The 26,122-nt window shown below is 72.4% G+C and carries 21 protein-coding genes, 1 tRNA gene and 1 riboswitch; of the genes, 10 read left to right on the top strand and 12 right to left on the bottom strand.

The window, feature by feature from the left end; translation table 11 throughout:
* Nucleotides 1-60: 60 nt before the first annotated feature.
* On the top strand, nt 61-426 hold the full coding sequence (locus ACIGA3_RS16405; protein WP_399715622.1) for a YbjQ family protein: 366 nt from the start codon (nt 61-63) through the stop codon (nt 424-426).
* A gap of 16 nt (nt 427-442) precedes the next feature.
* Here the strand turns inward: ACIGA3_RS16405 and ACIGA3_RS16410 are convergent, their stop codons facing one another.
* Nucleotides 443-1,204, bottom strand: a complete 762-nt coding sequence (locus tag ACIGA3_RS16410; RefSeq protein ID WP_399715625.1) for a MerR family transcriptional regulator — start codon at nt 1,202-1,204, stop codon at nt 443-445.
* 138 nt (nt 1,205-1,342) lie between these two features.
* Here ACIGA3_RS16410 and ACIGA3_RS16415 point away from each other — a divergent pair, with 138 nt between their 5' ends.
* Together ACIGA3_RS16415 and ACIGA3_RS16420 are read left to right on the top strand one after the other, a co-directional pair.
* Complete coding sequence (locus tag ACIGA3_RS16415) at nt 1,343-2,629, top strand: ion channel protein (protein ID WP_399715628.1); 1,287 nt, start codon at nt 1,343-1,345, stop codon at nt 2,627-2,629.
* Nucleotides 2,630-2,665: 36 nt separating this feature from the next.
* Entirely contained in the window at nt 2,666-4,069 is a 1,404-nt protein-coding gene (locus tag ACIGA3_RS16420; RefSeq protein WP_399715631.1) for a glutamate decarboxylase, read from the top strand.
* A 3-nt stretch (nt 4,070-4,072) separates the two neighbouring features.
* Here ACIGA3_RS16420 and ACIGA3_RS16425 read toward each other — a convergent pair whose 3' ends face one another.
* From ACIGA3_RS16425 to ACIGA3_RS16435, 3 genes are all read right to left on the bottom strand, one after another.
* A complete protein-coding gene (locus ACIGA3_RS16425; RefSeq protein WP_399715634.1) occupies nt 4,073-4,618 on the bottom strand; it encodes a DinB family protein in 546 nt (181 codons plus the stop codon).
* A 122-nt stretch (nt 4,619-4,740) separates the two neighbouring features.
* A complete protein-coding gene (locus ACIGA3_RS16430) occupies nt 4,741-6,201 on the bottom strand; it encodes an aldehyde dehydrogenase family protein (protein WP_399715636.1) in 1,461 nt (486 codons plus the stop codon).
* Nucleotides 6,202-6,317: 116 nt separating this feature from the next.
* Nucleotides 6,318-7,142, bottom strand: coding sequence for a helix-turn-helix domain-containing protein (locus ACIGA3_RS16435; RefSeq protein ID WP_399716648.1), 825 nt, complete (start codon nt 7,140-7,142; stop codon nt 6,318-6,320).
* 355 nt (nt 7,143-7,497) lie between these two features.
* Here ACIGA3_RS16435 and ACIGA3_RS16440 point away from each other — a divergent pair, with 355 nt between their 5' ends.
* Complete coding sequence (locus tag ACIGA3_RS16440; RefSeq protein ID WP_399715638.1) at nt 7,498-7,977, top strand: ATP-binding protein; 480 nt, start codon at nt 7,498-7,500, stop codon at nt 7,975-7,977.
* 80 nt (nt 7,978-8,057) lie between these two features.
* Here ACIGA3_RS16440 and ACIGA3_RS16445 read toward each other — a convergent pair whose 3' ends face one another.
* The gene (locus ACIGA3_RS16445) at nt 8,058-8,276 is read right to left on the bottom strand and encodes a DUF397 domain-containing protein (RefSeq protein ID WP_203617983.1); all 219 of its coding nucleotides are present in this window, start codon (nt 8,274-8,276) and stop codon (nt 8,058-8,060) included.
* Nucleotides 8,277-8,769: 493 nt separating this feature from the next.
* Between ACIGA3_RS16445 and ACIGA3_RS16450 the strand changes: the two genes are divergently transcribed.
* Together ACIGA3_RS16450 and ACIGA3_RS16455 are read left to right on the top strand one after the other, a co-directional pair.
* The gene (locus tag ACIGA3_RS16450; protein ID WP_399715641.1) at nt 8,770-9,258 is read left to right on the top strand and encodes a hypothetical protein; all 489 of its coding nucleotides are present in this window, start codon (nt 8,770-8,772) and stop codon (nt 9,256-9,258) included.
* 130 nt (nt 9,259-9,388) lie between these two features.
* A complete protein-coding gene (locus tag ACIGA3_RS16455; RefSeq protein ID WP_399715643.1) occupies nt 9,389-9,916 on the top strand; it encodes a DUF4232 domain-containing protein in 528 nt (175 codons plus the stop codon).
* 76 nt (nt 9,917-9,992) lie between these two features.
* On the opposite strand, the gene ACIGA3_RS16460 is transcribed toward ACIGA3_RS16455, so the two are convergent.
* Nucleotides 9,993-11,102: a DUF2786 domain-containing protein gene (locus ACIGA3_RS16460; protein WP_399715645.1), complete on the bottom strand. Its 1,110-nt coding sequence runs from the start codon at nt 11,100-11,102 to the stop codon at nt 9,993-9,995.
* A 144-nt stretch (nt 11,103-11,246) separates the two neighbouring features.
* Here ACIGA3_RS16460 and ACIGA3_RS16465 point away from each other — a divergent pair, with 144 nt between their 5' ends.
* The 4 genes from ACIGA3_RS16465 to ACIGA3_RS16480 all read left to right on the top strand — a co-directional run bounded on the left by ACIGA3_RS16465 (nt 11,247) and on the right by ACIGA3_RS16480 (nt 15,989).
* Nucleotides 11,247-12,026 (top strand): Clp protease N-terminal domain-containing protein, encoded by a 780-nt coding sequence (locus tag ACIGA3_RS16465; RefSeq protein WP_399715648.1) that lies wholly within the window; start codon nt 11,247-11,249, stop codon nt 12,024-12,026.
* 60 nt (nt 12,027-12,086) lie between these two features.
* Entirely contained in the window at nt 12,087-13,766 is a 1,680-nt protein-coding gene (locus tag ACIGA3_RS16470; protein ID WP_399715650.1) for a bifunctional 3'-5' exonuclease/DNA polymerase, read from the top strand.
* Nucleotides 13,767-13,794: 28 nt separating this feature from the next.
* Nucleotides 13,795-13,859, top strand: a riboswitch (guanidine-III (ykkC-III) riboswitch).
* Nucleotides 13,860-13,869: 10 nt separating this feature from the next.
* Entirely contained in the window at nt 13,870-14,184 is a 315-nt protein-coding gene (locus ACIGA3_RS16475; RefSeq protein ID WP_399715653.1) for a DMT family transporter, read from the top strand.
* Between the two features lie 113 nt (nt 14,185-14,297).
* Complete coding sequence (locus tag ACIGA3_RS16480) at nt 14,298-15,989, top strand: fibronectin type III domain-containing protein (RefSeq protein WP_399715656.1); 1,692 nt, start codon at nt 14,298-14,300, stop codon at nt 15,987-15,989.
* A gap of 107 nt (nt 15,990-16,096) precedes the next feature.
* Here ACIGA3_RS16480 and ACIGA3_RS16485 read toward each other — a convergent pair.
* The 6 genes from ACIGA3_RS16485 to ACIGA3_RS16510 all read right to left on the bottom strand — a co-directional run bounded on the left by ACIGA3_RS16485 (nt 16,097) and on the right by ACIGA3_RS16510 (nt 25,942).
* Nucleotides 16,097-16,170: transfer RNA gene (locus ACIGA3_RS16485), tRNA-Thr, on the bottom strand.
* A gap of 102 nt (nt 16,171-16,272) precedes the next feature.
* A complete protein-coding gene (locus ACIGA3_RS16490) occupies nt 16,273-17,919 on the bottom strand; it encodes an alpha/beta hydrolase (protein ID WP_399715660.1) in 1,647 nt (548 codons plus the stop codon).
* Nucleotides 17,920-18,015: 96 nt separating this feature from the next.
* Nucleotides 18,016-19,221, bottom strand: a complete 1,206-nt coding sequence (locus ACIGA3_RS16495) for a DNA polymerase III subunit delta' (protein ID WP_399715663.1) — start codon at nt 19,219-19,221, stop codon at nt 18,016-18,018.
* Between the two features lie 145 nt (nt 19,222-19,366).
* Nucleotides 19,367-22,477 carry a dTMP kinase gene (gene tmk, locus ACIGA3_RS16500; RefSeq protein ID WP_399715666.1) on the bottom strand — a complete coding sequence of 1,037 codons (3,111 nt, stop codon included), beginning with the start codon at nt 22,475-22,477 and terminating at the stop codon, nt 19,367-19,369.
* A 176-nt stretch (nt 22,478-22,653) separates the two neighbouring features.
* Entirely contained in the window at nt 22,654-25,485 is a 2,832-nt protein-coding gene (gene topA / locus ACIGA3_RS16505; RefSeq protein WP_399715668.1) for a type I DNA topoisomerase, read from the bottom strand.
* Between the two features lie 259 nt (nt 25,486-25,744).
* Complete coding sequence (locus ACIGA3_RS16510) at nt 25,745-25,942, bottom strand: hypothetical protein (RefSeq protein WP_399715671.1); 198 nt, start codon at nt 25,940-25,942, stop codon at nt 25,745-25,747.
* Nucleotides 25,943-26,122: the final 180 nt, after the last annotated feature.

Here is a 26,122-nt window from a genome sequence, read left to right on the forward strand (position 1 = left end):
CCAGGTTCCACCGGCCGTCCCAGAATGCACTGTGGGGCGAGCGGGGCAAAGCTGTGAGCCATGGGACTCGATGACTACGGCGGCGGCCAGGGGCCCGAGCCGGACGTACTGGTGGTGACCGCGAACGACGTGCCCGGACGCCGGGTGGAGCGGGTGCTCGGCGAGGTCTTCGGCCTCACCGTGCGCTCGCGTCACCTGGGCAGCCAGATCGGCGCCGGGCTGAAGTCGATGATCGGCGGCGAGCTGAAGGGGCTCACCAAGACCCTGGTGGAGACCCGCAACCAGGCCATGGAGCGCCTGGTGGAGCAGGCACGCGCGCGTGGCGCCAACGCGGTGGTGGCGTTCCGCTTCGACGTCACCGAGGCGGCCGACCTGGGCACCGAGGTGTGCGCCTACGGGACGGCGGTGGTCCTGGCCCGCGAGTAAGCCAGGACCGGTGTGCCTACGCCTCGTGCCGGTCGGCGTTGGCGGCGATGGCCGCGTTCAGATGGGCGGCGACGCCCGGGCCGAGGGCGTCGTAGTACGCGGTGAAGCGGGCGTCGGCGACGTACATCTCACCCAGACAGCGGTGCATCGGGTACGGGCACTCGTAGAACCAGTGGCCGATGTGGCGGCGGTGCTCCTCGGCGAGGTCCATGGCCGCCGCGCCGGCCGGCGGGACACCGTCGGCCACCAGGGCGGCGTAGCGGGTGTTCCAGTCGTCGGACTCGGCGCGCATCCGCTGCCAGTCGGCCTTGGTGTGGCGGGCGGTGCGGCGCCGGGACTCGGCGTACGCCTCGGTGCCGCCCCAGCGGCGCTCGGTCTCCGCGGCGTATTGCTCGGGGTCGTGGTCCCCGAAGACCTCGAAGCGTTCCTCGGGGGTGAGGTCGATGCCCATCGTGCGTGCCTCCATGGCGTGTTCCACGGCCGCCGCCATCCGGCTCAGCCTCTCGATCCGGGCGGTCAGCAGCTCGTGCTGCCGGCGCAGGTGGGCGCGCGGGTCCGCGCCGGGATCGTCGAGCAGGGCGGCGACCTCGTCGAGCGGGAAGCCGAGCTCGCGGTAGAACAGGATCTGCTGGAGCCGGTCGAGGTCGGCGTCGGCGTAGCGCCGGTGTCCGGCGTGCGTGCGCTCGCTGGGGGCGAGCAGCCCGATCTCGTCGTAGTGGTGCAGGGTGCGCACCGTGATCCCGGCGAACCCCGCGACCTGTCCCACGGAGTAGCTCAACGTTCCTCGCTCCTTGTCGTCCGGGGCGCCGGGTGCGCCGTCGGTACGGGGTCCACGCTGCGTCCTCACGCCGGGTGAGGTGCAAGGGGGAATTCTGTCCGGGATGTTGTGTCGGTTATGTCCGCTTATGGTGAGCCCGTGGCCCAGGACACCGCGCAGCAGCCGCCTCCGACCGCTCCCACGGCCCCGGCACGTGCGCTGCTGCCGCTGATCCTGCCCTCCGTGACGGTGGGGATCGTCGCGAGCCTCATCTTCGTCGGGGTGAGCACGGCGGCCGAGAAGCTCCAGCACGTGCTGTGGGGGCCGCTGCCGGACGCGCTGGGGGTGGGCCGGTACTCGGTGCTGTGGATGTTCGTGATGCTCTTCGCCACCGGAGTCGCGGTCGGCCTGGTGGTGTGGAAGGTCCCCGGTCACGCGGGCCCCGACCCGGCCACCCTCGGCCTGGACGCGCCGGTGCTGCCGCCGGTGGTGCTGCCGGGGCTGGTGCTCGCGGTCGCTCTGATGCTGGCGGGCGGGCCGAGCCTCGGCCCGGAGAACCCGATCATCGCGGTCAACGTCGGCCTCGCCATGTGGCTCGGGCAGAAGCTGGTGCCCAGGGCGCCGGGCTCGCTGTGGCCGGTGCTGGCGGAGGCGGCCACGATCGGGGCGCTGTTCGGCACACCGGTCGCGGCGGCGCTGGTGATCTCCGAGGCGCTGGCCGGGCGCCCGCTGCGCGGACGGCTCTGGGACAACCTCTTCGCCCCGCTGACCGCCGCCGCGTGCGGTGCCATCACCACCACCCTGGTGGCGCGCCCCACCTTCGACCTGGGCCTGCCGCCCTTCGGCCATCCCCGGTGGAGCGACGTGGTGGCGGCACTGGTGATCGCCTCGGCGGCCGCGCTGCTCGGCATGTGCGCGGTCTACGTCTTCCCCTACGTCCACACCGCCTTCCGCCGGCTGCGGCATCCGATGCTGATGCTGCCGGCGGGCGGGCTCGTGCTGGGCGCCCTGGCGGCCGTGGGCGGCCATCTGACGCTGTTCAAGGGGCTCACCGAGGTCGGGGAGCTGGCGCGGGACCCCGACGGCTGGTCGGCGGGCCAGTTCGCGGTGATGGCGGTGGTGAAGCTGGCGGCGCTGGTGGTGGCGGCCTCCTGCGGGTTCCGGGGCGGCCGGATCTTCCCGGCCGTGTTCATCGGGGCCGCGCTGGGCCTGTGCGCGCACGCGCTGGTCCCGGCCGCGCATCCGTCGGTCGCGGTGGCCAGCGGGGTGCTGGGGATGCTGCTGGCGATCACCCGGCAGGGCTGGGTGAGCCTGTTCACGGCCGCGGCCCTGGTCGCCTCGCCCGGAGTGCTCGCCCTGCTGTGCATCGCCTCGCTGCCCGCGTGGCTGCTGGTGACCGGGCGGCCGCAGATGCAGTTGCGCGCGGACGGTACCCCGATCCGCTGAATTCCCCCTGAATTCCCCCTGATGGAGGCATGGTCCATGGCGCTGCACAGAGGTTCCCGGAAGCACGGGGAACGTCACATATCCGTCAACCCGTTCTTCGGGGACGCCGACCCCGTCAGCGGGATGACCGAGGCCCCGCCCACCCACCGGCTGCCGGACGCGCCGCTGGCCCCGGCGACGGCGTACCAGGTGGTGCACGACGAACTCATGCTGGACGGCAACGCGCGGCTGAACCTGGCCACTTTCGTCACCACCTGGATGGAGCCGCAGGCCGGGGTGCTGATGGCGGAGTGCCTGGACAAGAACATGATCGACAAGGACGAGTACCCGCGCACCGCCGAGCTGGAGCGGCGCTGCGTGGCGATCCTCGCCGACCTGTGGAACGCCCCCGACCCCTCGGCCGTGGTCGGCTGCTCCACCACCGGCTCCAGCGAGGCGTGCATGCTCGCCGGGATGGCGCTCAAGCGCCGCTGGACGAAGCGGAACGCCGACCGGTATCCGGGGGCCCGCCCGAACCTGGTGATGGGCGTCAACGTCCAGGTCTGCTGGGAGAAGTTCTGCGACTTCTGGGAGGTGGAGCCCCGGCTCGTCAACATGGAGGGCGACCGCTTCCACCTCGACCCCCGCGCGGCGGCCGAACTGTGCGACGAGAACACCATTGGGGTCGTCGGTGTCCTCGGCTCCACTTTCGACGGCTCCTACGAGCCCATCGCCGGCCTCTGCGCCGAACTGGACGCCCTGAAGGAGCGCACCGGTCTCGACATCCCCGTGCACGTGGACGGCGCCTCGGGCGCGATGGTCGCCCCCTTCCTGGACGAGGACCTCGTCTGGGACTTCCGGCTTCCGCGCGTGGCTTCGATCAACACCTCCGGCCACAAGTACGGGCTCGTCTACCCCGGCGTCGGCTGGGCGCTGTGGCGGGACTCGGAGGCGCTGCCCGAGGAGCTGGTGTTCCGGGTGAACTACCTGGGCGGCGACATGCCCACCTTCGCGCTGAACTTCTCCCGCCCCGGCGCCCAGGTCGCGGCCCAGTACTACACGTTCCTGCGCCTGGGCCGCGAGGGCTACCGCGCGGTGCAGCGCTCCACCCGGGACGTGGCGACCTACCTGGCCGGAAAGATCGAGGCGCTCGGCGACTTCCGGCTGCTGACACGGGGCGACCAGCTGCCGGTGTTCGCGTTCACCACCGCCGACCACGTCACCGCGTACGACGTGTTCGACGTCTCCCGGCGGCTGCGGGAGTACGGCTGGCTCGTCCCCGCGTACACCTTCCCGCCCGACCGGGAGGACCTCTCCGTGCTGCGGGTGGTGTGCCGCAACGGGTTCTCCCACGACCTGGCCGACCTCTTCCTCGCCGACCTCACCCGCGCGCTGCCCGGCCTGCGCCGCCAGCAGGGACCGAGCGGTGACAAGGAAGCGGCCACCGGGTTCCACCACTGAGCGCTACGCGTCGCGCTGCCGCTCCAGCGCGACCAGCTCGAACGCCGTCTTTCCGTCGAGGGACTCCCGGATGATGTCGGCGTGCCCGGCGTGCCGGGCCGTCTCGCGGATCAGGTGCAGACAGAACCAGCGCAGCGAGACCCGGCCGTCCGGCGGGAACCAGGGGTCCGGCGGGAGCGGGAAGGTCTCGTCCAGGCTGGGCGCGGAGCGGATCAGCTTCTCCGTCTCCGCGGCCAGCTCCTCCCAGTACGCGAGCTGCCCCGCGACCGTCTCGTCCTCGGTGAGCTGGAAGCACTCGTGCCAGTTCGACTGGTCCCGGTGCACCGCCGGGGGCTCCTGCCGGGCGCGGGCCTGCCACGCCTGCTCGACCTCGGCGACGTGCTTCAGCAGTCCGCCCAGGGACAGTTCACTCGCACTGGGACGGGTCCGCGCCTGCTCCTCCGTCACGCCCAGCAGGGCCCGGCGGATGCCGCCGCGCTGCTCCTCCAGGAACGCCAGCAGTGCCCCGCGCTCGTCTCCCGGCGCCTCGGCTCCCACATGAGTGACCATGACCGATCCCCTCTTCTGAGCTGTCCGCGGGACTCGTTCGCCCCGACACCGACGAAGCTACGGGCCATTGAGGTCAGATCCTGTCCTCAATGGCCCGTGACGGCGGAAGTTTCGCTGCCGAATCAGAACGGGAAGCCGCTGCGCCCGTGCTGCACCGAGATCCACTTGGTGGTGGTGAACGCTTCGAGGGTCGTCTCGCCGTTCAGCCGGCCGATGCCGGAGTGCTTCTCCCCGCCGAAGGGGACGATCGGCTCGTCGTGCACGGTGCCGTCGTTCACATGGAACATCCCGGTGTCGATCCGCTGCGCGAAGGCCACCCCGCGCTCGATGTCACCGGTGTGGACGGCGCCGCTGAGGCCGTAGGGAGTGTCGTTGACGATGCGGACCGCCTCCTCCTCGCCGTCGAACGGGACGAGGAAGACGACCGGCCCGAAGACCTCCTGCCGCAGCAGCTCCGACCCCTCGGGCACATCGGTGAGCACGCTGGGCGCGACCAGGTTGCCCTCGACCGTGCCGTGCACCAGGGCCGTCGCCCCCTCGGCGAGCGCCTGCTCGACCACCCCGGAAAGGGCGTTCGCCTGCGTGGAGTTGATGACCGGACCGATGACGGTACGCGGGTCGCGCGGGTCGCCGACCGGCAGCGAGCGCACCTTGGCGACGAACTTCTCGGTGAACTCCGCCGCGACCGAGCGGTCCACCAGCACCCGGTTGGCGGCCATGCAGACCTGCCCCTGGTGCACGAACCGGCTGAAGACCGCCGCGTCCACCGCGTAGTCGATGTCCGCGTCCTCCAGCACCACCAGGGCGCTGTTGCCGCCGAGTTCGAGCACCGCGCGCTTGAAGTGCGCGGCGCACACGGTGGCGACATGGCGGCCGGTGCCGTCGGAGCCGGTGAAGGAGATGACCCGGGGCACCGGGTGCTCGATGAAGGCGTCCCCGATCTCGGCGATGTCGGTGACGACCACGTTGAGCAGCCCGCCGGGCAGGCCCGCGTCCTCGAAGAGCTTGCCGATGAGGGTGCCGCCCGCGATCGGGGTGTTCTGGTGCGGCTTGAGGACCACGCCGTTGCCGAGCGCGAGCGCGGGGGCGACCGACTTGAGCGACAGCAGGAAGGGGAAGTTGAACGGGCTGATCACGCCCACCACGCCGACCGGCACCCGGTAGAGGCGGTTCTCCTTGCCTTCCAGCGGGGAGGGCAGGATGCGGCCCTCGGGGCGCAGCGCCAGGTGGACCGCCTCGCGCAGGAACTCCTTGGCCAGGTGCAGTTCGAAGCCCGCCTTCACCCGGGTGCCGCCCAGCTCCGCGACGATCAGCTCGGCGATCTCCTCCTCGCGCTCCTCCAGCAGGGCGAGGGCCCGCTCGAAGACCGCGCGACGCGCGTAGGGGCTGGTGCGCGCCCATTCCTTCTGGACGCGCTCGGCGGCCCGGTACGCCTGGTCGACCTCGTCGACCGAGGCCACGGTGATCGAGGCCAGCTTCTCGTCGTCGTAGGGGTTGAAGTCGATGACGTCCCAGGAGCCGGTGCCCGGCCGCCATTCGCCGTCGATGTACTGCTGGGCGAGGTCGCTGAAAAAGGCCGCCATGTGATCCCTCAATCGTGAGCGTACGGCTGAGTCACGCCAGGTGCTGATCACGGGCCATCGTACTGGTGCGCGCTGGAGAAGCCGAGGAGCCCTATGGCCCTCAACTTCCTTGCGCTTCAGGCTTGTTGGGCGAGCCGCTCGATGAGGTCGCGGCTCTCCTCGGGGCCGGGGCTGTCCTGCTGGAGCTCCTTGAGGGCGTGCTCGTACTGGGCGACGTCCTCACGCTTGTCCAGATAGAGCGCGCTGGTGAGCTGCTCCAGGTAGACCACGTCGGAGAGGTCGGACTCGGGGAAGCTGAGCAGGGTGAAGGCACCGCTCTCCCCGGAGTGCCCGCCGAAGCCGAACGGCATGACCTGGAGGCGTACGTTGGGCCGCTCGGAGACCTCGATCAGGTGTCGGAGCTGTCCGCGCATGACCTCGCGGTCGCCGTACGGGCGGTGCAGGGCGGCCTCGTCGAGCACGATGTGGAACTCGGGCGCGTGATCGCCGAGCAGATGCTTCTGCCGCTCCAGGCGCAGCGCGACCCGTCGCTCCACGTCCTCCGCGCTGGCGCCGCGCATGCCACGCCGGACGACCGCGCGGGCGTAGTCCTCGGTCTGGAGCAGGCCGTGCACGAACTGCACCTCGTAGACCCGGATGAGGTGCGCGGCGCCCTCCAGGCCCACATAGGTGGGGAACCAGCTCGGCAGCACGTCGGAGTAACTGTGCCACCAGCCCGCCACGTTGGCCTCCCGCGCGAGGGAGAGCAGCGACTCGCGCTCGGCCTCGTCGTCGATGCCGTAGAGCGTCAACAGGTCTTCGACGTCCCTGGTCTTGAAGCTCACCCGGCCCAGTTCCATCCGGCTGATCTTCGATTCGGAGGCGCGGATCGAGTAACCCGCCGCCTCGCGCGTGATCCCCCGAGCTTCACGCAGCCGCCTGAGTTGCGAACCGAGCAGCATCCGCCGCACCACCGATCCGGGCTCTCCCGCGCTCACGTTCGTCAGCCTCCCCAACCCGTCCTCAAGTGCCTGAGTCTGCCACTAAAACACTTCAAGCAGTACTCGTACGGTTACGGAAACGGAAAGAGCTGAACCGTTTCTGCCCGCCATAGGTCACGACCACTGGCGGCGATGGGCACTCCAATGGCGGAAAAAATGGCCAAGAAGCGGTACGCGCAGGGTGATTTCGGCCGCGTGCACGTGCATCTGCCCTTGCATCTGCTGTGCGCATCCGAAACCATGGTGCCGCGCCACCGCTGCCTCGCAACGACCGCGAATCCCGGGAGTGCCTCGCATGGGGACGAATGGATCGACCATGCTCAAGCCGTTACGGCAGGGCCTTCCGCCGCTGGACCCCACGGCCGTGTCCGAAGCCGCCTCCTGTGCCCTGCCCGCCCGTTACGAGGCGGTCCGCGAGGCCCGGCGCTTCACCCGCTCCACCCTCGGCCACTGGGACGTCGGCGACCGCTTCGACGACATCGCCCTGGTCGTCTCCGAACTCGTCACCAACGCCCTGCGCCACGCGCTGCCCGCCGAACTCCCGCCCGGCGCCACGCAGTCGGCGCCCGTCCGGCTGCATCTGCTGCGCTGGACCGGCCGGCTGGTGTGCGCGGTGCGCGACCCGAGCGACGAGACGCCCGTGCCGCGCGAGACGGAGGACGACTTCTCCGCCGAGTCGGGCCGGGGGCTGCTGCTGGTGGAGTCCTTCGCGGACGGCTGGGGCTGGCACCCGGTCGCGGGCGAGGCCGGCGGCAAGCTGGTCTGGGCGCTGTTCCGGCTGGGAAGCGCCGACTGAGCGGCCGGAACTCCCTTGCTGGTCACGGCTTTTGACATCGTTGCCAGCGCGGCTGCCGCCAAGGCCCGCCGGTGGCGGGGTCAGCCGGCGATGAGGTGGTCGAACTCGCCGTCCTTGATGCCGAGGAGCATCGCCTCGATCTCCGCGCGGGTGTAGACCAGCGCGGGCCCGTCCGGGAAGCGCGAGTTGCGTACGGCCACCTCGCCGCCGGGCAGCCGCGCGAACTCCACGCAGGAACCCTGGGAGTTGCTGTGGCGGCTCTTCTGCCAGGCCACGCCGTCCAGCTGCGTGGCAGTCATGCCGTTGTACACGTCGTACCCCCCGTACACGCCGTCAACGTAGCGGTCCACAGGTCGCTCCCCGCTGTGCACTGTCTGATGTGGCCATGGATGCTCTGGTCGATGTCGCACTGATCGACGTCGTGCTGGTCGATCGACCCGGATCATAACCTTGTTCATGTGCAGATGAATGGGCAGATGCACGTGCACGGCGGGTGTTCCCGCGGTTACAGCTTTGACGTCCGCTTTACCCGAGCCTCGGGGCAGGTGATGTTGACGCGTCTGCCCCGAAGCGGCTTTCGGCATGCGCGCGCGGGCTCCGCGCACGCGCTTCCGCGCCAGGTCGTCCGGATCGGAACGTCCCGCCCCGGGCAGAGACGCGCGCCGGGCCCTTCCTGTTCCCCGGTGTCCCGCGATCCCCCGGGTAACGGCTGGTAACTTGCTGCGGACCTCCGGCTCAGGGGGGCCTCGCGCACGGCCGGCGGGGCGACCGGCTACTGGTTGGGAGCTTGACGTGACGACGGCTACGGCGAAGGTGCGGGCCGCTGCGGCGGCGGGACTGGTGGGCGCGCTCGCGCTCACCGTGACGGCGTGCGGCGGAGACGGCTCACCGGACGACTCCCCCGCCACGAGCAGCGCGGCCCCGGCCCCCTCCGGCGCGGACGGCTCCGGCGGCGCCGACGCCTCCGACCGGCTCCAGGGCAGCTGGATCACCACCGGCGGGGGCAAGATCGTCGCCCTGGTGATCACCGGGAAGCAGGCCGGGCTGTTCGTGACCGGCGGCACGGTGTGCAGCGGTACGGCGGGCGAGCAGGCCGGTAAGGGCGTGATCCGGCTGAGCTGCCAGGGCGGCGACGACAGCCGGGCCGAGGGCACGGTCGACTCGGTCAGCGGCAAGGCGCTGAAGGTGACCTGGAAGGGGAGCGCCGGGTCGGAGTCGTACACCAGGGCCGAGGGCGGCAAGCTGCCCACCGGGCTGCCGACGAGTCTCCAGCCCTCGTAGGCCGGTCTCTCCTGTTTCCCCTTTCCCGTCATCTCCGCCTGAAGTGGTGAATCGGCGGGGGTGCGTGCTCGGTCCCCGCGCGAAGGCGCCATGATGCGGGGAGACGTCACGATCTCGATGGGACCAGTACATGCGCCGTGTCATTCCGCTCACCCTCACCGCTCTCGCCGCCGCCCTCGCCCTGACCGCCTGCGACGACGGCGGCAACGGCGGCGCGGACGGCGCCAAGAGCAAGACCGGATCGGGCTGCGCGACCGGCGCGGTCGCCCTGGAGGTCGGTTCCGCGAGCGTCGCGCCCGCCGCCGGGGACAGCGGCGAGGTGCCGGTCAGCATCACCAACCAGAGCGCCCCCTGCACCCTGGACCACTTCCCCGGCGTCACCCTGCGCCAGGGCGACCGGTCGGTGAAGCTGCCGGTGAGCGAGGGCGCGCAGGCGCAGACCCTGAAGCTGGCCAAGGGCGCCTCGGCGACCTTCACCGTCTCCTACGTACGCGGCGCGGACGGCGATGCCAAGGCCCTCAAGGCGAGCACCATGGAGGTCACGCTGCCGGGCGGCGGGGACACGAAGAGCTTCCCGTGGAAGTTCGGCCCGGTCGCGGGCAAGGGCGCGGACGGCCTGGACGCGTCGGTGAGCGCGTTCCAGCAGGTGGGCGACTAGGGCCCCGCCGGGGCGCGGGCCGCCTCCGTGCGGCCCTCGGCCGTGGCGACCCCCGGTATGGCCGACGGCGGCGTCCTCACGGCAGTGGTCGGCGGGATCTGACCTGGGCCTCGTCCGCCGCTCTCGCTCCTTCCGTCCACCCGGCCTCGTCGCTGACGCCGCGCAGCCGGGTGGTGGTCGTCTGCGGGAACATGCTCTCCACGCGGTCGGTCACCGCCGTCTCGCGGGTGACCAGCACCGGCAGCAGATCCCGGCTGACCTGGCTCTCGGCGGCGGCCGCGAGCCGGTCGCCGACGCGGTGGGCGTAGGCGGCGAGGAACGACTGCCGGAAGGTCTTGGTCCGCTTGCGGCCCCCGGCCCGCTGCGCCGCCTCCGCCCTGGCCATCGCGTGCGTGGCCTGCACCAGCAGCGAGGTGTACAGCAGCTCGACCGCCTCCAGGTCCGCCTCGAAGCCGACGACCGTGGAGAAGGCGAACGGTTCGTTCCACACCGCGCGGCAGTGGTTGGCGCGGGCGACCGCGTCCAGCAGCACGGCCTTGGCCTGCTCGTACGGCGGCTCGACGCCTGTCCGGCAGGCTCCGGGGGCGTCCGGCGCCGGGGCGGAGGCGGCGAGCAGCGCCTCGTCGACACTGTGCCGGGCCATCAGCTCCTGCGCCTTGGCGGTGAGCGCCTCGGCCTCCTCCGGATACCCGGTGCCCTCGGCCTTGGCGAGCAGGGCGCGGATACGGCCGAGGGTGCGGGAGGTGCCCGGTCCGGCGGGCCGCCGGGGTTCCTCCAGCGGCTCCAGCGTGGGCAGGCGCAGCAGCAGCCGGTACAGCTCCAGGACGGTGGTGGCGTACGAGAAGCGGTCGGTGGGGCGGGCGTCCGGCTGGTCGGCGAGGGCGTCGAGCTGGGCGGTCCAGCGGTGCCCGCGCGGCCGGTCCTTCGCCGCCTGGGCGCGGATCAGCCCTGCGGCGAGGCCGAGGTGGGCGTCCTCCAGCTCCCGGCGCACCAGCCGCGCCACATCGGCGGGCTGCCACCCGCGCTGCCAGGCCGCCGCCATGAACTCCTCGCCGCGCCGGGTGAGTTCGGCGTCGGCACCGGTGTCGGCGGCGAGCAGGGACGCGCCGGTGTCGAGCCCCGAGTCGGTGTCGTCGTAGAGAGCGGCCGCGAAGGCGCGTTCGACGGTGCTGGCAGTGCTGGTCACATGGTCGATCGTGCCATGTCCCGCCGACAGGCCACCAAAGTTGTCCACAGGGTGTGGACAACGGCGCCCCGTGTGAGCCGGGGACCCGAAAAGGGGTGTCAACCATCGGTTGACAGTGTCGAAGTGTCAACCTACGGTTGTCACATGGCGACCAACCCGAAAGTCACGGCATCCGTACGCCTCGACGACCTCATCGAGGCCATCAAGACCGCCCACGCCGAGCCCCTCGAACAACTCCAGGACGCGGTGATCGCCGCGGATCACCTGGGCGATGTGGCGGACCATCTGATCGGGCACTTCGTGGACCAGGCCCGTCGCTCCGGCGCGTCCTGGACCGACATCGGCAAGAGCATGGGGGTGACCCGGCAGGCGGCCCAGAAGCGGTTCGTCTCCAAGGAGTCGGCCGATCTCGACCCCAACCAGGGCTTCAGCCGCTACACCCCCCGCGCCCGCAACGTCGTCATGGCGGCGCACAACGCGGCGGTGACCGCGCGCAACGCGGAGGGGCGCCCCGAGCACCTGGTCCTCGGCCTGCTGGCCGAGCCGGAGGGCATCGCGGTGAAGGCGATGGCCGCGCAGGGCGTCGAGGCCGACGCCGTACGCCAGGCCGCGACCGCCGCGCTCCCCCCGGCCACCGGGACCACCCCCGACCTGGTCCCCTACGGCCCCGAGGCCAAGAAGGCCCTGGAACTCACCTTCCGCGAGGCGCTCCGGCTCGGCCACAACTACATCGGCACCGAGCACATCCTGCTGGCCCTGCTGGAGCAGGAGAACGGCGAGGGCGTCCTCGCCGGCCTCGGCATCACCAAGGAGGGCACCGAGGAGTACGTGAACCGGGTGCTGGCCCTGCTCCTGGAGCAGAAGAAGGCGGCCACCTCGGCCCAGCAGGCGGCCACCCACCCGGACGACGCGCAGGACAGCTGACCCGCGCGTCGAAAGCGCAGGTCAGCACCATTGTCAGACCCCCCTGCCACACTCACACGCATGACCGACCGGTGGGCGCTCGCACCGGCCGAGGACGGTGGCGTGGACGTCGCCCCCCTCGGCCCGGACGGGCTGCCCGCCGGTCCGGTCCGGCGCGAGAGCGATCTCGCCCAGGCGGTGCGGAGCCGCCCGGAGACCGGACGCTGGGTGTGGAGGTCGACCTCCGAGGTCTACCCGCGCCTGCTCGCCACGGGGGTGCGAGTGGAGCGGTGCTACGACATCGAGGACGCCGAGACCCTGCTCCTGGGCCACGAGGGGCGGTACGGCGAACCACGCTCGGCCGCCGCCGCCCTGGCCCGCCTCCGGGGCGGCCCCGTACCGCCCGACCCGCCGCAGCGCGCGGCCGAACCGGGCGCCCAGTCCTCGCTGTTCGAGCCGTCCGGCACCCGGATGCCGCTGACCGACCTCCTCGAGGTCTACGCCGAACAACAGCGAAGACACGAGCGGACCGCCCACCCCGACCGGATGCGCCTGCTGACCAGCGCGGAGTCGGCGGGCATGCTGGTGGCCGCCGAGATGAACCGCGCGGGCCTGCCCTGGCGCGCGGACGTGCACCGCGCCCTGCTCACCGACCTCCTGGGCGAGCGGTACGCGGGCGGCGGCGAACCGCGCCGCCTCGCCGAGCTGGCCGACGAGGTGTCCACGGCCTTCGGCCACCGGGTGCGCCCGGATCTCCCGGCCGATGTGATCAGGGCCTTCGCGCGGGCCGGGATCAAGGTCGGATCCACCCGCCGCTGGGAGATCCAGTCCCTCGACCACCCGGCCGTGGCCCCGCTGCTGGAGTACAAGCGGCTGTACCGGATCTGGGTGGCGCACGGCTGGTCCTGGCTGCGGGACTGGGTGCGCGAGGGCCGGTTCCGTCCCGAGTTCCTCGCGGGCGGCACGGTCACCGGGCGCTGGGTCACCAACGGCGGGGGCGCGCTGCAGATACCCAAGGTGATCCGGCGCGCGGTCGTGGCCGACCCCGGCTGGCGGCTGGTGGTGGCCGACGCCGCCCAGATGGAGCCCAGGGTGCTGGCGGCGATCTCCCGCGACCCCGGCCTGATGGAGGTCGCGGCCCGCGAGAGCGACCTCTACCAGTCCGTGTCCGAGCGCGCCTTCTCCGGCGACCGCGACCAGGCCAAGCTGGCCGTCCTCGGCGCGATCTACGGCCAGACCTCGGGCGACGGCCTGAAGAACCTGGCCGCGCTGCGCCGCCGCTACCCGAAGGCCGTGGCCTACGTGGACGAGGCGGCCCGCGCGGGCGAGGAGGGCCGCCTGGTCCGCACCTGGCTGGGCCGCACCTGCCCGCCGGTGGCCGGCGCGGACGCGGCGGAGGAGGCGGGCATCCCGCTCGGCGAGGAAGGCGGGGACGGCAGGGATGGCAGGGATCGCGGCGGCACGTCCACCGACCGCGGCCGGGGCCGCTTCGCCCGCAACTTCGTCGTCCAGGGCAGCGCGGCCGACTGGACCCTGCTGCTCCTGGCGGCCCTGCGCCGCGCGTGCGCGGACCTCGCCGCCGAGCTGGTCTTCTTCCAGCACGACGAGGTCATCGTGCACTGCCCCGCCGAGGAGGCCGAGCAGGTCGCCGCGGCCATCCGGGAAGCCTCCGCCCTGGCGGCCCGCCTCACCTTCGGCGACACCCCGGTCCGCTTCCCGTTCAGCACGGCCGTGGTGGAGTGCTACGCGGACGCGAAGTGAGCGCGCGGCGCCTGTGCGACCATGGCTGACAGAGCTCGATCGCGGCTCCTGGACGAGGTGCGCCGTACCCAGCACACGACAAGACGGCGCGTGGGAGTTCTCCATGGGATGGATCGCGCTCGTACTGTCCGGAATGCTGGAAGCGGTGTGGGCGACAGCCCTCGGCAAGTCGGAAGGCTTCAGCCGCCCGCTCCCGTCCGTGATCTTCGTACTCGGCCTGCTGCTCAGCATGTCGGGCCTGGCCTTCGCCCTCCGCACGGTCCCCGTCAGCACCGGTTACGCGGTCTGGGTCGGCATCGGCGCGGCCCTCACAGCGGCCTACGCCATGCTCTTCGACGGCGAACCGGCCGGCACCGTCAAGATCCTGCTGCTGCTCGGGATCATCGCGTGTGTGGCGGGCCTGAAGCTGACGCACTGACAGCGACCGGAAATACGTGGCTCATCCAGGGCAACCCTGACCACACCTCACGCGTCACACGAGCATCACTTGTCCGTGTTTCCGCAGGTCCGGAAAGGGCCCCACTTCCTGTGATGACTCGTACCCGCGTGGCAGCGGCGGCACTGACAGCCGCGTTCGCCACCGCCGGCGGTCTGCTGACCGCCACCCCGGCTTCCGCCGTCACCTGTGCCTCGCCGTCCTGGACCGCGCAGTACTACGCGAACACCTCGTTCAAGGGCACGCCCAAGCTGACCGCCTGCGACTCGGCGATCGCCGAGACCTACGGCTACGGCGACCCGGCCGGTGTGACGCTGCCGAAGGACAACTTCTCCGTCCGCTGGTCCGTCACCCGTGACTTCGGCTCCGGCGGCCCGTTCCGCCTCTCCGCGGCCACCCAGGACGGCATGCGCGTCTACGTCGACGGCGTGCGGCGGATCGACCTGTGGCGGAACGTTTCTTCGACCGTTCGCAAGACCGTCGACCTGCGCATCCCCGCTGGCAGGCACACGCTCCGCGTGGACTATGTCGCCTGGACCGGCTACGCCTCCGCCGCCTTCACGTACACCCCGCGCACCGACGCCAAGACCGACACGGTGAAGCCGCTCGCGCCGACCGGGCTCACCGCCGCGTACGACCGCAAGACGGCGAAGGCCACGCTGCGCTGGACCCGGAACAAGGAGATGGACCTCGCCGGGTACCGCGTGTACCGGCGGCTGAGCGGCGCGAGCTGGGCGAAGGCCAGCGGCACCAAGCTGCTCACCTCGCCTTCCTTCGTGGACGCGCCGCCCGTGACCGGCCAGACCTTCTTCTACGAGCTGCGCGCCGTCGACAAGGCCGGCCGCGAGTCCACCGGCAGCGCCGACGTGTCCGCCACCACGGTCGACCGCACCGCACCGGCGGCCCCGGCCGGCCTGACGGCGACGGACGGGCAGGACGGCGTGGCGCTGGCCTGGCAGCCGGTCCCGGGTGCGGCCAAGTACACCGTCTTCCGCCGGCAGCAAGCCGAGCCTGGCTTCCCGGAGACACCGGTGACCCAGCTCGCCACGGTGCCCTCGCCCTCCTGGACCGACAAGGCCGCCGCCGAGCGAACGGGCTACACCTACTACGTCGCCGCCGTCGACGCGGCCGGCAACCCCTCGGCGACGCGCGCGACGGCGTCCGCCACCCGTGGCGATCACGCACCCGCACCGGCCACCGACGTGACGGCCGTGTTCGAGCCGCGTACCGGCATCGTGCTGCGGTGGACCCCGTCGACCAGCGACGACGTCGACCGCTACGACCTCTACCGCGACGGTTACCTCTACCGGGACGACGTGTGGGGAGCCACCTACACCGACGCGACGCTCGACCACGGCCGCACGTACACGTACACCGTGGTCGCCGTCGACAAGGCGGGCAACCGCTCCCCCGTCTCCGCCCCGGCCTCCGCGACCACCGACGGCGACCAAGTCGCCCCGGCACCCGTCACCGGCCTGAAGGCGACACCGCGCGAGGACGGTGTCCTCCTGGAGTGGGCCCCGAACACGGAGCCCGACCTCAAGCGGTACGAGGTCTTCAAGGCCGAGAAGTACGACGACGGCGACGGCGGCCAGGTCTGGCTCGCCCACCGGGTCGAATACCTCGGCGAGGACACCACCTCGTTCCTCCACGCCAGCCCACCGGACGGCGAGAACGTCCTGTACGCCGTGATCGCCGTCGACAACTGGGAGAACCAGCTCCGCGTCGAGGACGAGACGGTGAACTGGGTCGAGGTGACGGAACTGGGCACCCCGACCGGGGACTGACCCCCCGGTCGCGGCCCCCCGCACCCGGCGGGGGGCCGCTCCCCGGCGCCCCGCTCCCGGACAACAGAAAACCCCAGGTCACGGCGAGTGAGTCCTGGGGTGATCCGAGCCGCTTTCGGGATTCGAACCCGAGACCTACGCATTACGAGTGCGTTGCTCTGGCCATCTGAGCTAAAGCGGCGTGCTGGACGCACCGGGGTGCGATCGGCAACGTCGGTAAGTCTACACAGGTGCGGGGGTGGTTCGTACCGGCCCCGGAGGGTGGGGCCGGTACCCGGGGTGGTCAGGTGCAGCGTTTGCCCTGGGCGGGCGGGGTGCCGTGGAGGAGGTAGGTGTTGATCGCGGAGTCGACGCAGGTGCTGCCGCGGCCGTAGGCGGTGTGGCCGTCGCCCTCGTAGGTGAGGAGGCGGCCCGAGGAGAGCTGGCGGGACAGGGACTGGGCCCAGCGGTAGGGGGTCGCCGGGTCGCGGGTGGTGCCGACGACCACGATGGGCGCCGCGCCCTCCGCCTCGATGCGGTGCGGCTCGCCCGTGGCCTTCACCGGCCAGTACGTGCAGTTCAGGGAGGCCCAGGCCAGGCTGGGGCCGAACACCGGGGACGCCTTCGCGAACTCCGGCAGCGCCTTCTCCACCTGCTCCGGGCCGTCGAAGGCGGGCGGGAGGTCGAGGCAGTTCACGGCCGCGTTGGCCATCATCAGGTTGCTGTAGTGGCCACGGGCGTCGCGTTCGTAGTAGCTGTCGGAGAGGGACAGCAGGCCCGCGCCGTCGTTCTCGTCCATCGCCGAGTTCAGCGCCTCGCGGAGCTGTTGCCAGGTGCTCTCGTCGTACATCGCCGCGATCACGCCGATGGTCGCCAGCGACTCGGTCAGGCGGCGGCCGTCCGCGTCGCCGGCCGGGATCGGGTGGGCGTCGAGCGCGCGGAAGAACTTCTCCAGGCGGTCGCCGACCTGCGCGGGCGTCGCGTCCTTGCCGTCCAGGGGGCAGTCGGCCTGCTTGACGCAGTCCTCGGCGAACGCCCGGAACGCCGTCTCGAAGCCCGCCGTCTGGTCCAGGTTGAGCTGCCGGGCGTCCAGGGAGGGGTCCATCGCGCCGTCCAGCACCAGCCGGCCGGTGCGGTGCGGGAACAGCCCGGCGTACGTCGCGCCGAGGAAGGTGCCGTACGACGCGCCCACGTAGTTCAGCTTCTCGTCGCCGAGCAGCTGACGCAGGACGTCCATGTCGCGTGCCGCCTCGACGGTGGAGACGTGCCGCAGCAGCCGCGCGGAGTGCTTCCCGCAGCCCTCGGCGAAGTTCCGGTCCGCGGCGGTCAGCGCGTCCGTCTCCCTGGCGTCGTCCGGGGTCGTGTCCGTCAGGGTGAACGCGTCCATCTGGCGGCCGTCGAGGCACTCCACGGGCTCGCTGCGGGCCACCCCGCGCGGGTCCACGGCGACCATGTCGTAGCGGGCGCGGACCTCGGCGGGGTAGCCGATGGCCGCGTAACTCTGGAGGTAGCCGATCGCGGAGCCGCCCGGACCGCCCGGATTCACCAGCAGCGAGCCGAGCGGCTTGCCCTTGCCGGTGGCCTTCTTGCGGGTGACGGCCAGCTTGATGTCGCCCGAACCGGGCTTGTCGTAGTCGAGCGGCACCTTCATCGTCGCGCACTCGAAACCGGCGGCGCCGCACGCCCGCCAGCTCAGCTTCTGCGTGTAGTACGGCGACAGCGCCGACGGGGTCGAGCGCGGCAGCGCGGCCAGCGCCGCCGCCACCGTGCCGCCCGGACTCCCGCCGCCGGGGGCGCAGCCGGACACGAGCAGCACGGACGCCGCGAGCAGGGCGGCCGCCACACGGGCCGTGGCGCGGGAGGCGGCCATCGGCCGGGACGGACGGCACGCCGGGGACGCCCCGAAGGACGGCCGGGCGGGCGAGGGCGACGGGGAGGGCCTGGTGTACATCAGATGAGCGTAACCCTGCGCGACGTTCCGGGTGCTGTGCGTCCTGATCGTGGCGCCGTACGGGGGAGGCCGGGCGTCAACTCGCATACGCCCCGCTCACCCCGCGCGCAGGGCCATCGTCATCGCCTCCACCGCCAGCAGCGGGGCCACATTGCGGTCGAGGGCGTCGCGGCAGGCGGCGATCGCCTCAATGCGGCGCAGCGTGGACTCCGGGGAGCCCGCGCGGGCGATGCGCTGGAGGGAGTCCTCGGCGTCCTCGTTGGCGATGGCCACACGGGAGCCGAGCTGGAGGGCGAGGACATCGCGGTAGAAGCCGGTGAGGTCCCCCAGGGCCACGTCGAGGCTGTCGCGCTGGGTGCGGGTACGGCGCCGCTTCTGCATGTCCTCCAGGTCCTTCATCACACCCGCCGTGCCGCGCGGCAGCCGTCCGCCCTGCGCGGCGCCGAGCGCCGTCTTCAGCTCGTCGGTCTCCTTGCCGTCCATCTCCTCCGCGAGCTGCTTGGCGTCCTCGGCGGCGGCGTCGACCAGTTCCTGGGCGGCCTTGAGGCAGGCGCCGACCTCGTCCACCCGCAGCGGCAGCTTCAGCACCGAGGCACGGCGGCGGCGGGCCTCGGGGTCGGTGGCCAGGCGCCGGGCCCGGTCGACGTGCCCCTGGGTGGCACGAGCGGCGGCCGCGGCCACGTCGGGCTCGACACCGTCGCGGCGCACCAGCATGTCGGCGACGGCCGCGACGGGCGGCGTGCGCAGGTTCAGATGGCGGCAGCGGGAGCGGATCGTCGGCAGCACGTCCTCGATGGAGGGTGCGCACAACAGCCAGACCGTGCGCGGGGCCGGCTCCTCGACGGCCTTGAGGACGGCGTTGGCCGACTTCTCGTTCAGCCGCTCGGCGTCCTCGACCAGGATGATCTGCCAGCGGCCGGTCGCCGGGCTGGTGAACGACTTGCGGACCGTGTCCCGCATGTCCTTGACCAGGATCTCCGCGCCCACGGCCGCGACCGAGGAGACGTCCGCGTGAGTGCCGAGCAGTGCGGTGTGGCAGCCGTCGCAGAAGCCGCAGCCCGGGGTGCCGCCGAGGGCGCGGTCGGGGCTCACGCACTGCAGAGCGGCGGCGAAGGCCCGCGCCGCCTGGTTACGGCCCGCGCCGGGCGGGCCGGTGAACAGCCAGGCGTGGGTCATCTTCGACGCCTCCGGCGGCGGCTGGCCCGCCGCGGCGGCCGTGACGAGCGCGTCGGCGTCCCGCGCGGCCGCTTCGAGCGCCGCGCTCACCTTCTCCTGCCCGACGAGGTCGTCCCAGACGCTCATGGGTCACGCCGCCCTTTCCATCACTTCGTGTTCCGTCGTCCATTGTGCGGGCGGGCACCGACAATGCCCGGCCCGCACGGCGAAGGGCGGCACCCGCCGCAGCGCCGAAGCGCTCCGGTGGACACCGCCCCCAGGTTCCGCCGGCTCAGCTGCGACGACCCCGGCCGCGCCGGTCGCGGCCGTCGTGCTCGTCGGCGTCCCGCTCGTCGTACGACCCGAGAAGTTCGTCCGCGAGCGACGGCAGGTCGTCCAGCGGGGTCTCCTCGGCCCAGTCGGGGCGCGGGCGCCGGGGCTTGCCGTCGGCGCCGAGCTGCGGGATCTCGCGGGTGCGGTCCTCCGCGTCGTGGGCCTCGGCGGGCCGCTCGTCGCGGAAGTACCCGGGCGGCGTCCGGTCGGCGGGCGCGTCGTCGCGTACGGGCGGCAGCACGGCCGTCTCGTCGGCGCCCCGATCGGAGAACTTCGGCAGCAGCGCCGTCTCGTCCGCCGCGCCCTGGGGGGCGGGCGGCTGCGGCAGCTCGGCCGTCACCTCGGACTCGGAGCCGCCGTCGCGCACCGGGCGCAGCACGGCCGTGTCGTCGGCCGCGCGGGGCGCCGGGGCGTCCGGAACGGCGCGCTCCCGCTCGGCCGGCTTGCGGGCCGCGGTGTCGGCCGCCGCGGCGGCCTCGGCCGCGCGCCTGCGGGCCTCCTCGGCGCGCAGCAGGGCGTCCTCGGCCCTGCGCTGCTTCTCCAGGCGCAGGGCCTCGGCCTCGGCGCGCTGCCGCGCCTCCTCCTCGGCCTGCTTACGGCGCCGCTCCTCCTCGGCCCTGCGGCGGGCCTCCTCCTCGGCGCGGGCCTTCTCCTCCGCGAGCAGACGCTGACGCTCCTCCTCGGCACGGCGGTGCGCCTCCTCGGCGCGACGGCGGGCCTCTTCCTCCTGCCGCTCGGCCTCGCGGCGCTGCGCCTCCTCCAGCTCGCGGCGCTTGCGCTCCTCCTCCTCGGCACGCAGGCGGGCCAGCTGCTCCTCGCGCTCGCGCGCCACGCGCTCTTCCTCGGCCTTGCGGGCGGCCTCTGCCTCGGCCTTGCGGCGGGCCTCCTCCTCGGCCTTCTTCCGCGCCTCCTCCTGGGCCTTGATCTCGGCCTCGGAGAGCGGCAGCACGGTGTCGAGCCGGTGCCGGATCACGGAGGTGACGCCCTCGGACTCCTGGCCCGCGTCCACGACCAGATAGCGGCCGGGGTCGGCGGCGGCGAGGGTGAGGAAACCGGCCCGCACGCGCGCGTGGAACTCGGCCGGCTCGGACTCCAGCCGGTCCGGCGCCTCCGTGAACCGCTCCCGCGCGACCTCCGGCGGCACATCCAGCAGGACGGTCAGATGCGGGACGAGACCGCCGGTGGCCCAGCGGTTGATGCGGGCGATCTCGGTCGGCGACAGATCGCGGCCCGCGCCCTGGTAGGCGACGGAGGAGTCGATGTACCGGTCCGAGATGACGACCGCGCCACGCTCCAGCGCGGGCCGTACGACGGTGTCGACGTGCTCGGCACGGTCGGCGGCGTACAGCAGCGCCTCCGCGCGGTGCGACAGGCCGGCCTCGGACACGTCCAGCAGGATCGAGCGGAGCCGCTTGCCCACGGGGGTGGCGCCCGGCTCGCGGGTCAGGACGACCTCGTGGCCCTTGGCCCGGACCCACTCGGCGAGGGCCTCGGCCTGGGTGGACTTGCCCGCGCCGTCACCGCCCTCCAGGGAGATGAAGAAACCGTTCCCCGCGGGGGCGGTGACCGGGTCGTCGCCGCCGAGCAGGGCGTCCTTGATGTCCTGGCGCAGCGGGATGCCGGAGCGGTCGTCGACCTTGGCGAGGACGAGCACGGCCACCGGCAGCAGCAGCGCGCCGACCAGCATCAGGGTGAAGGAGGCACCGCCGTGCGCGAAGACGAAGCGGCCGTTCTCCAGCCGGTGGCGGCCGATGAGCCCGGCGACGACGGGGGCGATGAGGACGCCGAGCGCCATGAAGACCCGGACGACGGCGTGCAGGTGCTCGGTGACGCGGCCGCGGCGGGAGTCCTCGGTCTCCTGGTCGAGCAGGGCGTGCCCGGTGTTGGCGGAGATGCCCGCGCCGACACCGGCCAGGGTGAGGATCAGCAGGACGGTGGTGACGTCCGGGACGAGTCCGGCGGCCAGCAGGGCGACGCCGGTGAGGGCGATGGCCAGGGCGAGCAGCCTGCGCCGGGACAGCGAGGGCAGCAGCGCGGGCGCGGTACGGATACCGACGCCGACACCGCCGGTCAGGCCCAGCACCAGCAGGCCGTAGAGCACCGGGCCGCCGCCCAGGTCGGAGGCGTGCAGCACGCACACCGCGACGGCGGCGGAGATGGCTCCGGCCACGGCGGCGCAGGCGATGACCAGCAGCAGCACGGCGCCCGTGCGGCCCTTGTCGACACCGGTGCCGGTGCGCGGGCGGCGCAGGCCCTCCAGCGGGGACCGCGGGCGCGGGGTGCGCGTGCCGGGCAGCTTCAGGGCGGTCAGCACGGACACGGACGCGGCGAACAGGCCGGCCGCGACGTACGCCGCGAGGGCGGCGTGGTGCTGGTCGAACCAGGCGATGCCGGTGCCCAGCAGGTTGTTGAACAGGGAGGCGGTGACCAGGGCGGCGGCGGCCAGCGGGAGCGCCACGAAGCCGGTGCGCAGCGACAGGCGGCGCAGCGCGTCCAGGTGGTCGGGCAGCGGCCGCACCGACGCGCCCTCGGGGGGCGGGGTGGGCAGCAGCGCGGGGGCCGCGCTCTCCCGGCACACCGTCCACAGCCGCTCGGCCATGCCGGTGACGAAGGCGGTGGCCAGCAGGACGGTCAGGGCGTCGCCCGGCATCCAGTCGATCCACAGGGGCGCCACGATCAGCAGCGCGGCCCGCAGGCCGTCGGCGCCGACCATGGTCCAGCGCCGGTCGAGCGGGCCGTCCTGGGCGGTGAGCGTGGTCAGCGGGCCGAGCAGGACGGCGCCGAAGAGCACGGTGGCCAGCACGCGGGCACCGAAGACCGTCGCCACTGCGAACGCCGCGCCCCGGTATCCGCCGCCGAAGGAGCCCTCGGCGATGGCCGCCTGGAGGACGAGCACCACCAGCACGAGCAGCGCGAGGGCGTCACCGACACCGCTCACGAGCTGCGCGCTCCACAGTCGGCGCAGGTCGGGTCGGCGCAGCAGTGAACGGACGGCTCGCTCGCGGGAATCCGCGACGAGGGCGTCGTCCGATGCTGGATTGGGGGCCGTTGGCTGCTCGGCTCGCGTCATGCGTTCAGCCTATCCGCAGCCACCGGCCCTCATGCCCCCCTTGTCCCCACCCCTTCCCTGACACTCGGCCCTTGATCCCTTGAGGGGCGCACCCCGGCGCGCGGAACACCCCGGCACCGAGACCGGTACCGGGGTGTTCGCGAACGCGGAGCGCGAGGCCGCGCGGGAAGCGGGGGTCAGTCCTCCGAGCCGGAGCCCGTCGCCTTGGCCGCCGTGGTCTTCTTCGCGGTCGTCTTCTTCGCCGTGGTCTTCTTGGCGGCCGTCGTCGTCTTCTTGGCCGCCGTCTTCTTGGCGGCGGTCTTCTTCGCCGGGGCCGTCTTCTTCGCGGGGGCCTTCTTCGCCGTCTTCTTGGCCGGCGCCTTCGCCCGCTTCTCGGCGAGCAGCTCGAAGCCGCGCTCCGGGGTGATCTCCTCCACACTGTCGCCGGAGCGCAGGGTGGCGTTGGTCTCCCCGTCGGTGACGTACGGACCGAAGCGGCCGTCCTTGACCACGACCGGCTTGGCGGAGACCGGGTCCTCGCCCAGCTCCTTCAGCGGCGGCTTGGCGGCGGCCCGGCCACGCTGCTTGGGCTGGGCGTAGATCGCCAGCGCCTCCTCCAGCGTGATCGTGAAGAGCTGCTCCTCGGCCGTGAGCGAGCGGGAGTCCGTGCCCTTCTTCAGATACGGGCCGTAGCGGCCGTTCTGCGCGGTGATCTCCACGCCCTCGGCGTCCGTGCCGACCACGCGGGGCAGCGACATCAGCTTCAGGGCGTCCTCGAGGGTGACCGTGTCGAGCGCCATGGACTTGAAGAGGGAGGCCGTGCGCGGCTTGACCGCGTTCTTGCCGGTCTTCGGGGTGCCCTCGGGGAGCACCTCGGTGACGTAGGGGCCGTACCGGCCGTCCTTGGCGATGATCTGGCGGCCGGTGACCGGGTCGGCGCCAAGCTCGAAGTCGCCGCTGGGCTTGGCCAGCAGTTCCTCGGCCAGCTCGACGGTCAGCTCGTCCGGCGCCAGGTCCTCGGGGACGTCGGCGCGCTGGTGCTGCTCGGTGTCCTTCTCGCCCCGCTCGATGTACGGGCCGTACCGGCCGACGCGCAGCATGATCCCGTCGCCCACCGGGAAGGAGGAGACCTCACGGGCGTCGATCGCGCCCAGGTCGGTGACCAGTTCCTTCAGGCCGCCGAGGTGGTCGCCGTCGCCGTTGCCCGCGTCCGCCGCGGCACCGGAGTCCGTGCCTTCGCCGAAGTAGAAGCGCTTGAGCCACGGCACGGACTTGGCCTCACCGCGCGCGATGCGGTCGAGATCGTCCTCCATGCGGGCGGTGAAGTCGTAGTCGACGAGCCGGCCGAAGTGCTTCTCCAGCAGGTTGACCACGGCGAAGGACAGGAAGGACGGCACCAGGGCCGTGCCCTTCTTGAAGACGTAGCCGCGGTCCAGGATCGTGCCGATGATCGACGCGTACGTCGACGGGCGGCCGATCTCGCGCTCTTCCAGCTCCTTGACCAGGGACGCCTCGGTGTAGCGGGCCGGGGCCTTGGTGGCGTGGCCGTCGACCGTGACCTCGTCGGCGGCCAGCGGGTCGCCCTCGGAGACCTGGGGCAGCCGGCGCTCGCGGTCGTCCAGCTCGGCGTTCGGGTCGTCGGCGCCCTCGACGTACGCCTTCAGGAAGCCGTGGAAGGTGATCGTCTTACCGGAGGCGCTGAACTCGACGTCCCGGCCGTCGGCGGAGGTGCCGCCGATCTTGACGGTCACGCTGTTGCCGGTCGCGTCCTTCATCTGGGAGGCGACGGTCCGCTTCCAGATCAGCTCGTACAGCCTGAACTGGTCGCCGGTCAGGCCGGTCTCGGCGGGGGTGCGGAAGCGGTCGCCGGAGGGGCGGATCGCCTCGTGCGCCTCCTGCGCGTTCTTGACCTTGCCGGCGTAGGAGCGCGGCTGCGGCGGGAGGTAGTCGGCGCCGTACAGCTGCGTGACCTGGGCGCGGGCGGCGCCGATGGCCGTCTCGCTCAGGGTCGTGGAGTCCGTACGCATGTACGTGATGTAGCCGTTCTCGTACAGCTTCTGGGCGACCTGCATGGTCGCCTTCGCGCCGAAGCCGAGCTTGCGGCTGGCCTCCTGCTGGAGGGTCGTCGTACGGAACGGGGCGTACGGCGAGCGGCGGTACGGCTTGGACTCCACCGAGCGCACGGAGAACCGGGTGGTCTCCAGGGCGGCGGCGAGCGCGCGGGCGTTCGCCTCGTCGAGGTGGAGGGTGTTGGCGCCCTTCAGCTGCCCCAGGGAGTCGAAGTCGCGGCCCTGGGCGACACGCCGGCCGTCGACGGTCTGGAGGCGGGCGACCAGCACGGAGGGGTCCGAGGAGTCGCCCGCGCGGCCGGTGGCGAAGGTGCCGGTCAGGTCCCAGTACTCGGCGGAGCGGAAGGCGATGCGCTCGCGCTCGCGCTCGACGATGAGCCGGGTGGCGACGGACTGGACACGGCCCGCCGACAGCTTCGGCATGACCTTCTTCCACAGGACCGGCGATACCTCGTAGCCGTAGAGGCGGTCGAGGATGCGGCGGGTCTCCTGGGCGTCGACCAGCTTCTTGTTCAGCTCGCGCGGGTTGGCGACGGCCTCGCGGATCGCGTCCTTGGTGATCTCGTGGAAGACCATCCGCTTGACGGGGATCTTCGGCTTGAGGACCTCCTGGAGGTGCCAGGCGATCGCCTCGCCCTCGCGGTCCTCATCGGTGGCGAGGAAGAGCTCGTCGGAGTCCTTCAGCAGATCCCGGAGCTTCTTTACCTGTGCCTTCTTGTCCGCGTTGATGACATAGATCGGCGCGAAGTCGTGTTCCACGTCCACACCGAGGCGGCGGACCTCACCGGTGTACTTCTCCGGCACCTCCGCGGCGCCGCTGGGAAGGTCCCGGATGTGCCCGACGCTCGCCTCGACTACGTATCCGGGGCCGAGGTAGCCCTTGATCGTCTTCGCCTTGGCAGGCGACTCGACGATGACGAGTCGGCGGCCGCCCTGTGCGGTCTCGCTGGTCGGGGACAACTTCGCTCTTCTCTCCGGTCGGCGCTGGGAATCCTCCCCAGGCGCTCGTCCCTGGGGTCGCGGCGTGGTGTGGCTGGTGTGACGCTGCGGAGTGTGACGGTACATCCCGCCCCCGTGTCAAACGGGAAAAGCCCACAACGGCCACTCGAACGGTAACCCGACTACCGCCATTCCTGCCGCCCGGAGTACCCGCCGAGCGCTCACCCCATGCCCGGAGCCCTTCGCTCCGCCCGCCGCCGCACCGCCCCGGCCTGCGCGGTCAGGGACGTGTCAGGCAGTACGCGGCCAGCCCCAGCGAGACGACGGCGGCGGCCCCCGCGAGCACCGCCGATGCGACCCGGCTCACACCGACGGCGACCGGTTCGGCGCGGCGCACCCGCACCCCGGTCCACACCATCAGAGCCCCTCCGAACAGCGCGAACACCGCTCCCGCGAACACCGCCGGCACACTTTCCATGATCCGTCCGCCCCTCCCGCGCCCTCGGCGCGGTCCGCTCCGATCCAGCGCGGGGAGGCTGCCACGCCAGGAGAACGGCGGGGCGACGCCGGGGTGAACGGACGGGGCCGGGCGACGCCGCCTTCACGGCCGGGCGGGCGGCACACGTCGTTTTCCGGCCGATTCACGGCACCGGCCCGT

This window comes from Streptomyces sp. NPDC085596, assembly GCF_044541565.1.
Lineage (GTDB): Bacteria > Actinomycetota > Actinomycetes > Streptomycetales > Streptomycetaceae > Streptomyces.

Bases quoted from the DNA above. Each gene is read 5' to 3' on its own strand.
- ACIGA3_RS16510 (WP_399715671.1), bottom strand. From the start codon at position 25,942: ATGGAAAGTGTGCCGGCGGTGTTCGCGGGAGCGGTGTTCGCGCTGTTC.
- ACIGA3_RS16405 (WP_399715622.1), top strand. From the start codon at position 61: ATGGGACTCGATGACTACGGCGGCGGCCAGGGGCCCGAGCCGGACGTA.
- ACIGA3_RS16495 (WP_399715663.1), bottom strand. From the start codon at position 19,221: ATGAGCGTCTGGGACGACCTCGTCGGGCAGGAGAAGGTGAGCGCGGCG.
- ACIGA3_RS16480 (WP_399715656.1), top strand. From the start codon at position 14,298: ATGACTCGTACCCGCGTGGCAGCGGCGGCACTGACAGCCGCGTTCGCC.
- ACIGA3_RS16430 (WP_399715636.1), bottom strand. From the start codon at position 6,201: ATGGCGGCCTTTTTCAGCGACCTCGCCCAGCAGTACATCGACGGCGAA.
- ACIGA3_RS16475 (WP_399715653.1), top strand. From the start codon at position 13,870: ATGGGATGGATCGCGCTCGTACTGTCCGGAATGCTGGAAGCGGTGTGG.
- ACIGA3_RS16465 (WP_399715648.1), top strand. From the start codon at position 11,247: ATGGCGACCAACCCGAAAGTCACGGCATCCGTACGCCTCGACGACCTC.
- ACIGA3_RS16455 (WP_399715643.1), top strand. From the start codon at position 9,389: ATGCGCCGTGTCATTCCGCTCACCCTCACCGCTCTCGCCGCCGCCCTC.
- tmk (WP_399715666.1), bottom strand. From the start codon at position 22,477: ATGACGCGAGCCGAGCAGCCAACGGCCCCCAATCCAGCATCGGACGAC.
- ACIGA3_RS16420 (WP_399715631.1), top strand. From the start codon at position 2,666: ATGGCGCTGCACAGAGGTTCCCGGAAGCACGGGGAACGTCACATATCC.
- ACIGA3_RS16435 (WP_399716648.1), bottom strand. From the start codon at position 7,142: ATGCTGCTCGGTTCGCAACTCAGGCGGCTGCGTGAAGCTCGGGGGATC.
- ACIGA3_RS16425 (WP_399715634.1), bottom strand. From the start codon at position 4,618: ATGGTCACTCATGTGGGAGCCGAGGCGCCGGGAGACGAGCGCGGGGCA.
- ACIGA3_RS16445 (WP_203617983.1), bottom strand. From the start codon at position 8,276: ATGACTGCCACGCAGCTGGACGGCGTGGCCTGGCAGAAGAGCCGCCAC.
- ACIGA3_RS16490 (WP_399715660.1), bottom strand. From the start codon at position 17,919: ATGTACACCAGGCCCTCCCCGTCGCCCTCGCCCGCCCGGCCGTCCTTC.
- ACIGA3_RS16470 (WP_399715650.1), top strand. From the start codon at position 12,087: ATGACCGACCGGTGGGCGCTCGCACCGGCCGAGGACGGTGGCGTGGAC.
- ACIGA3_RS16440 (WP_399715638.1), top strand. From the start codon at position 7,498: ATGCTCAAGCCGTTACGGCAGGGCCTTCCGCCGCTGGACCCCACGGCC.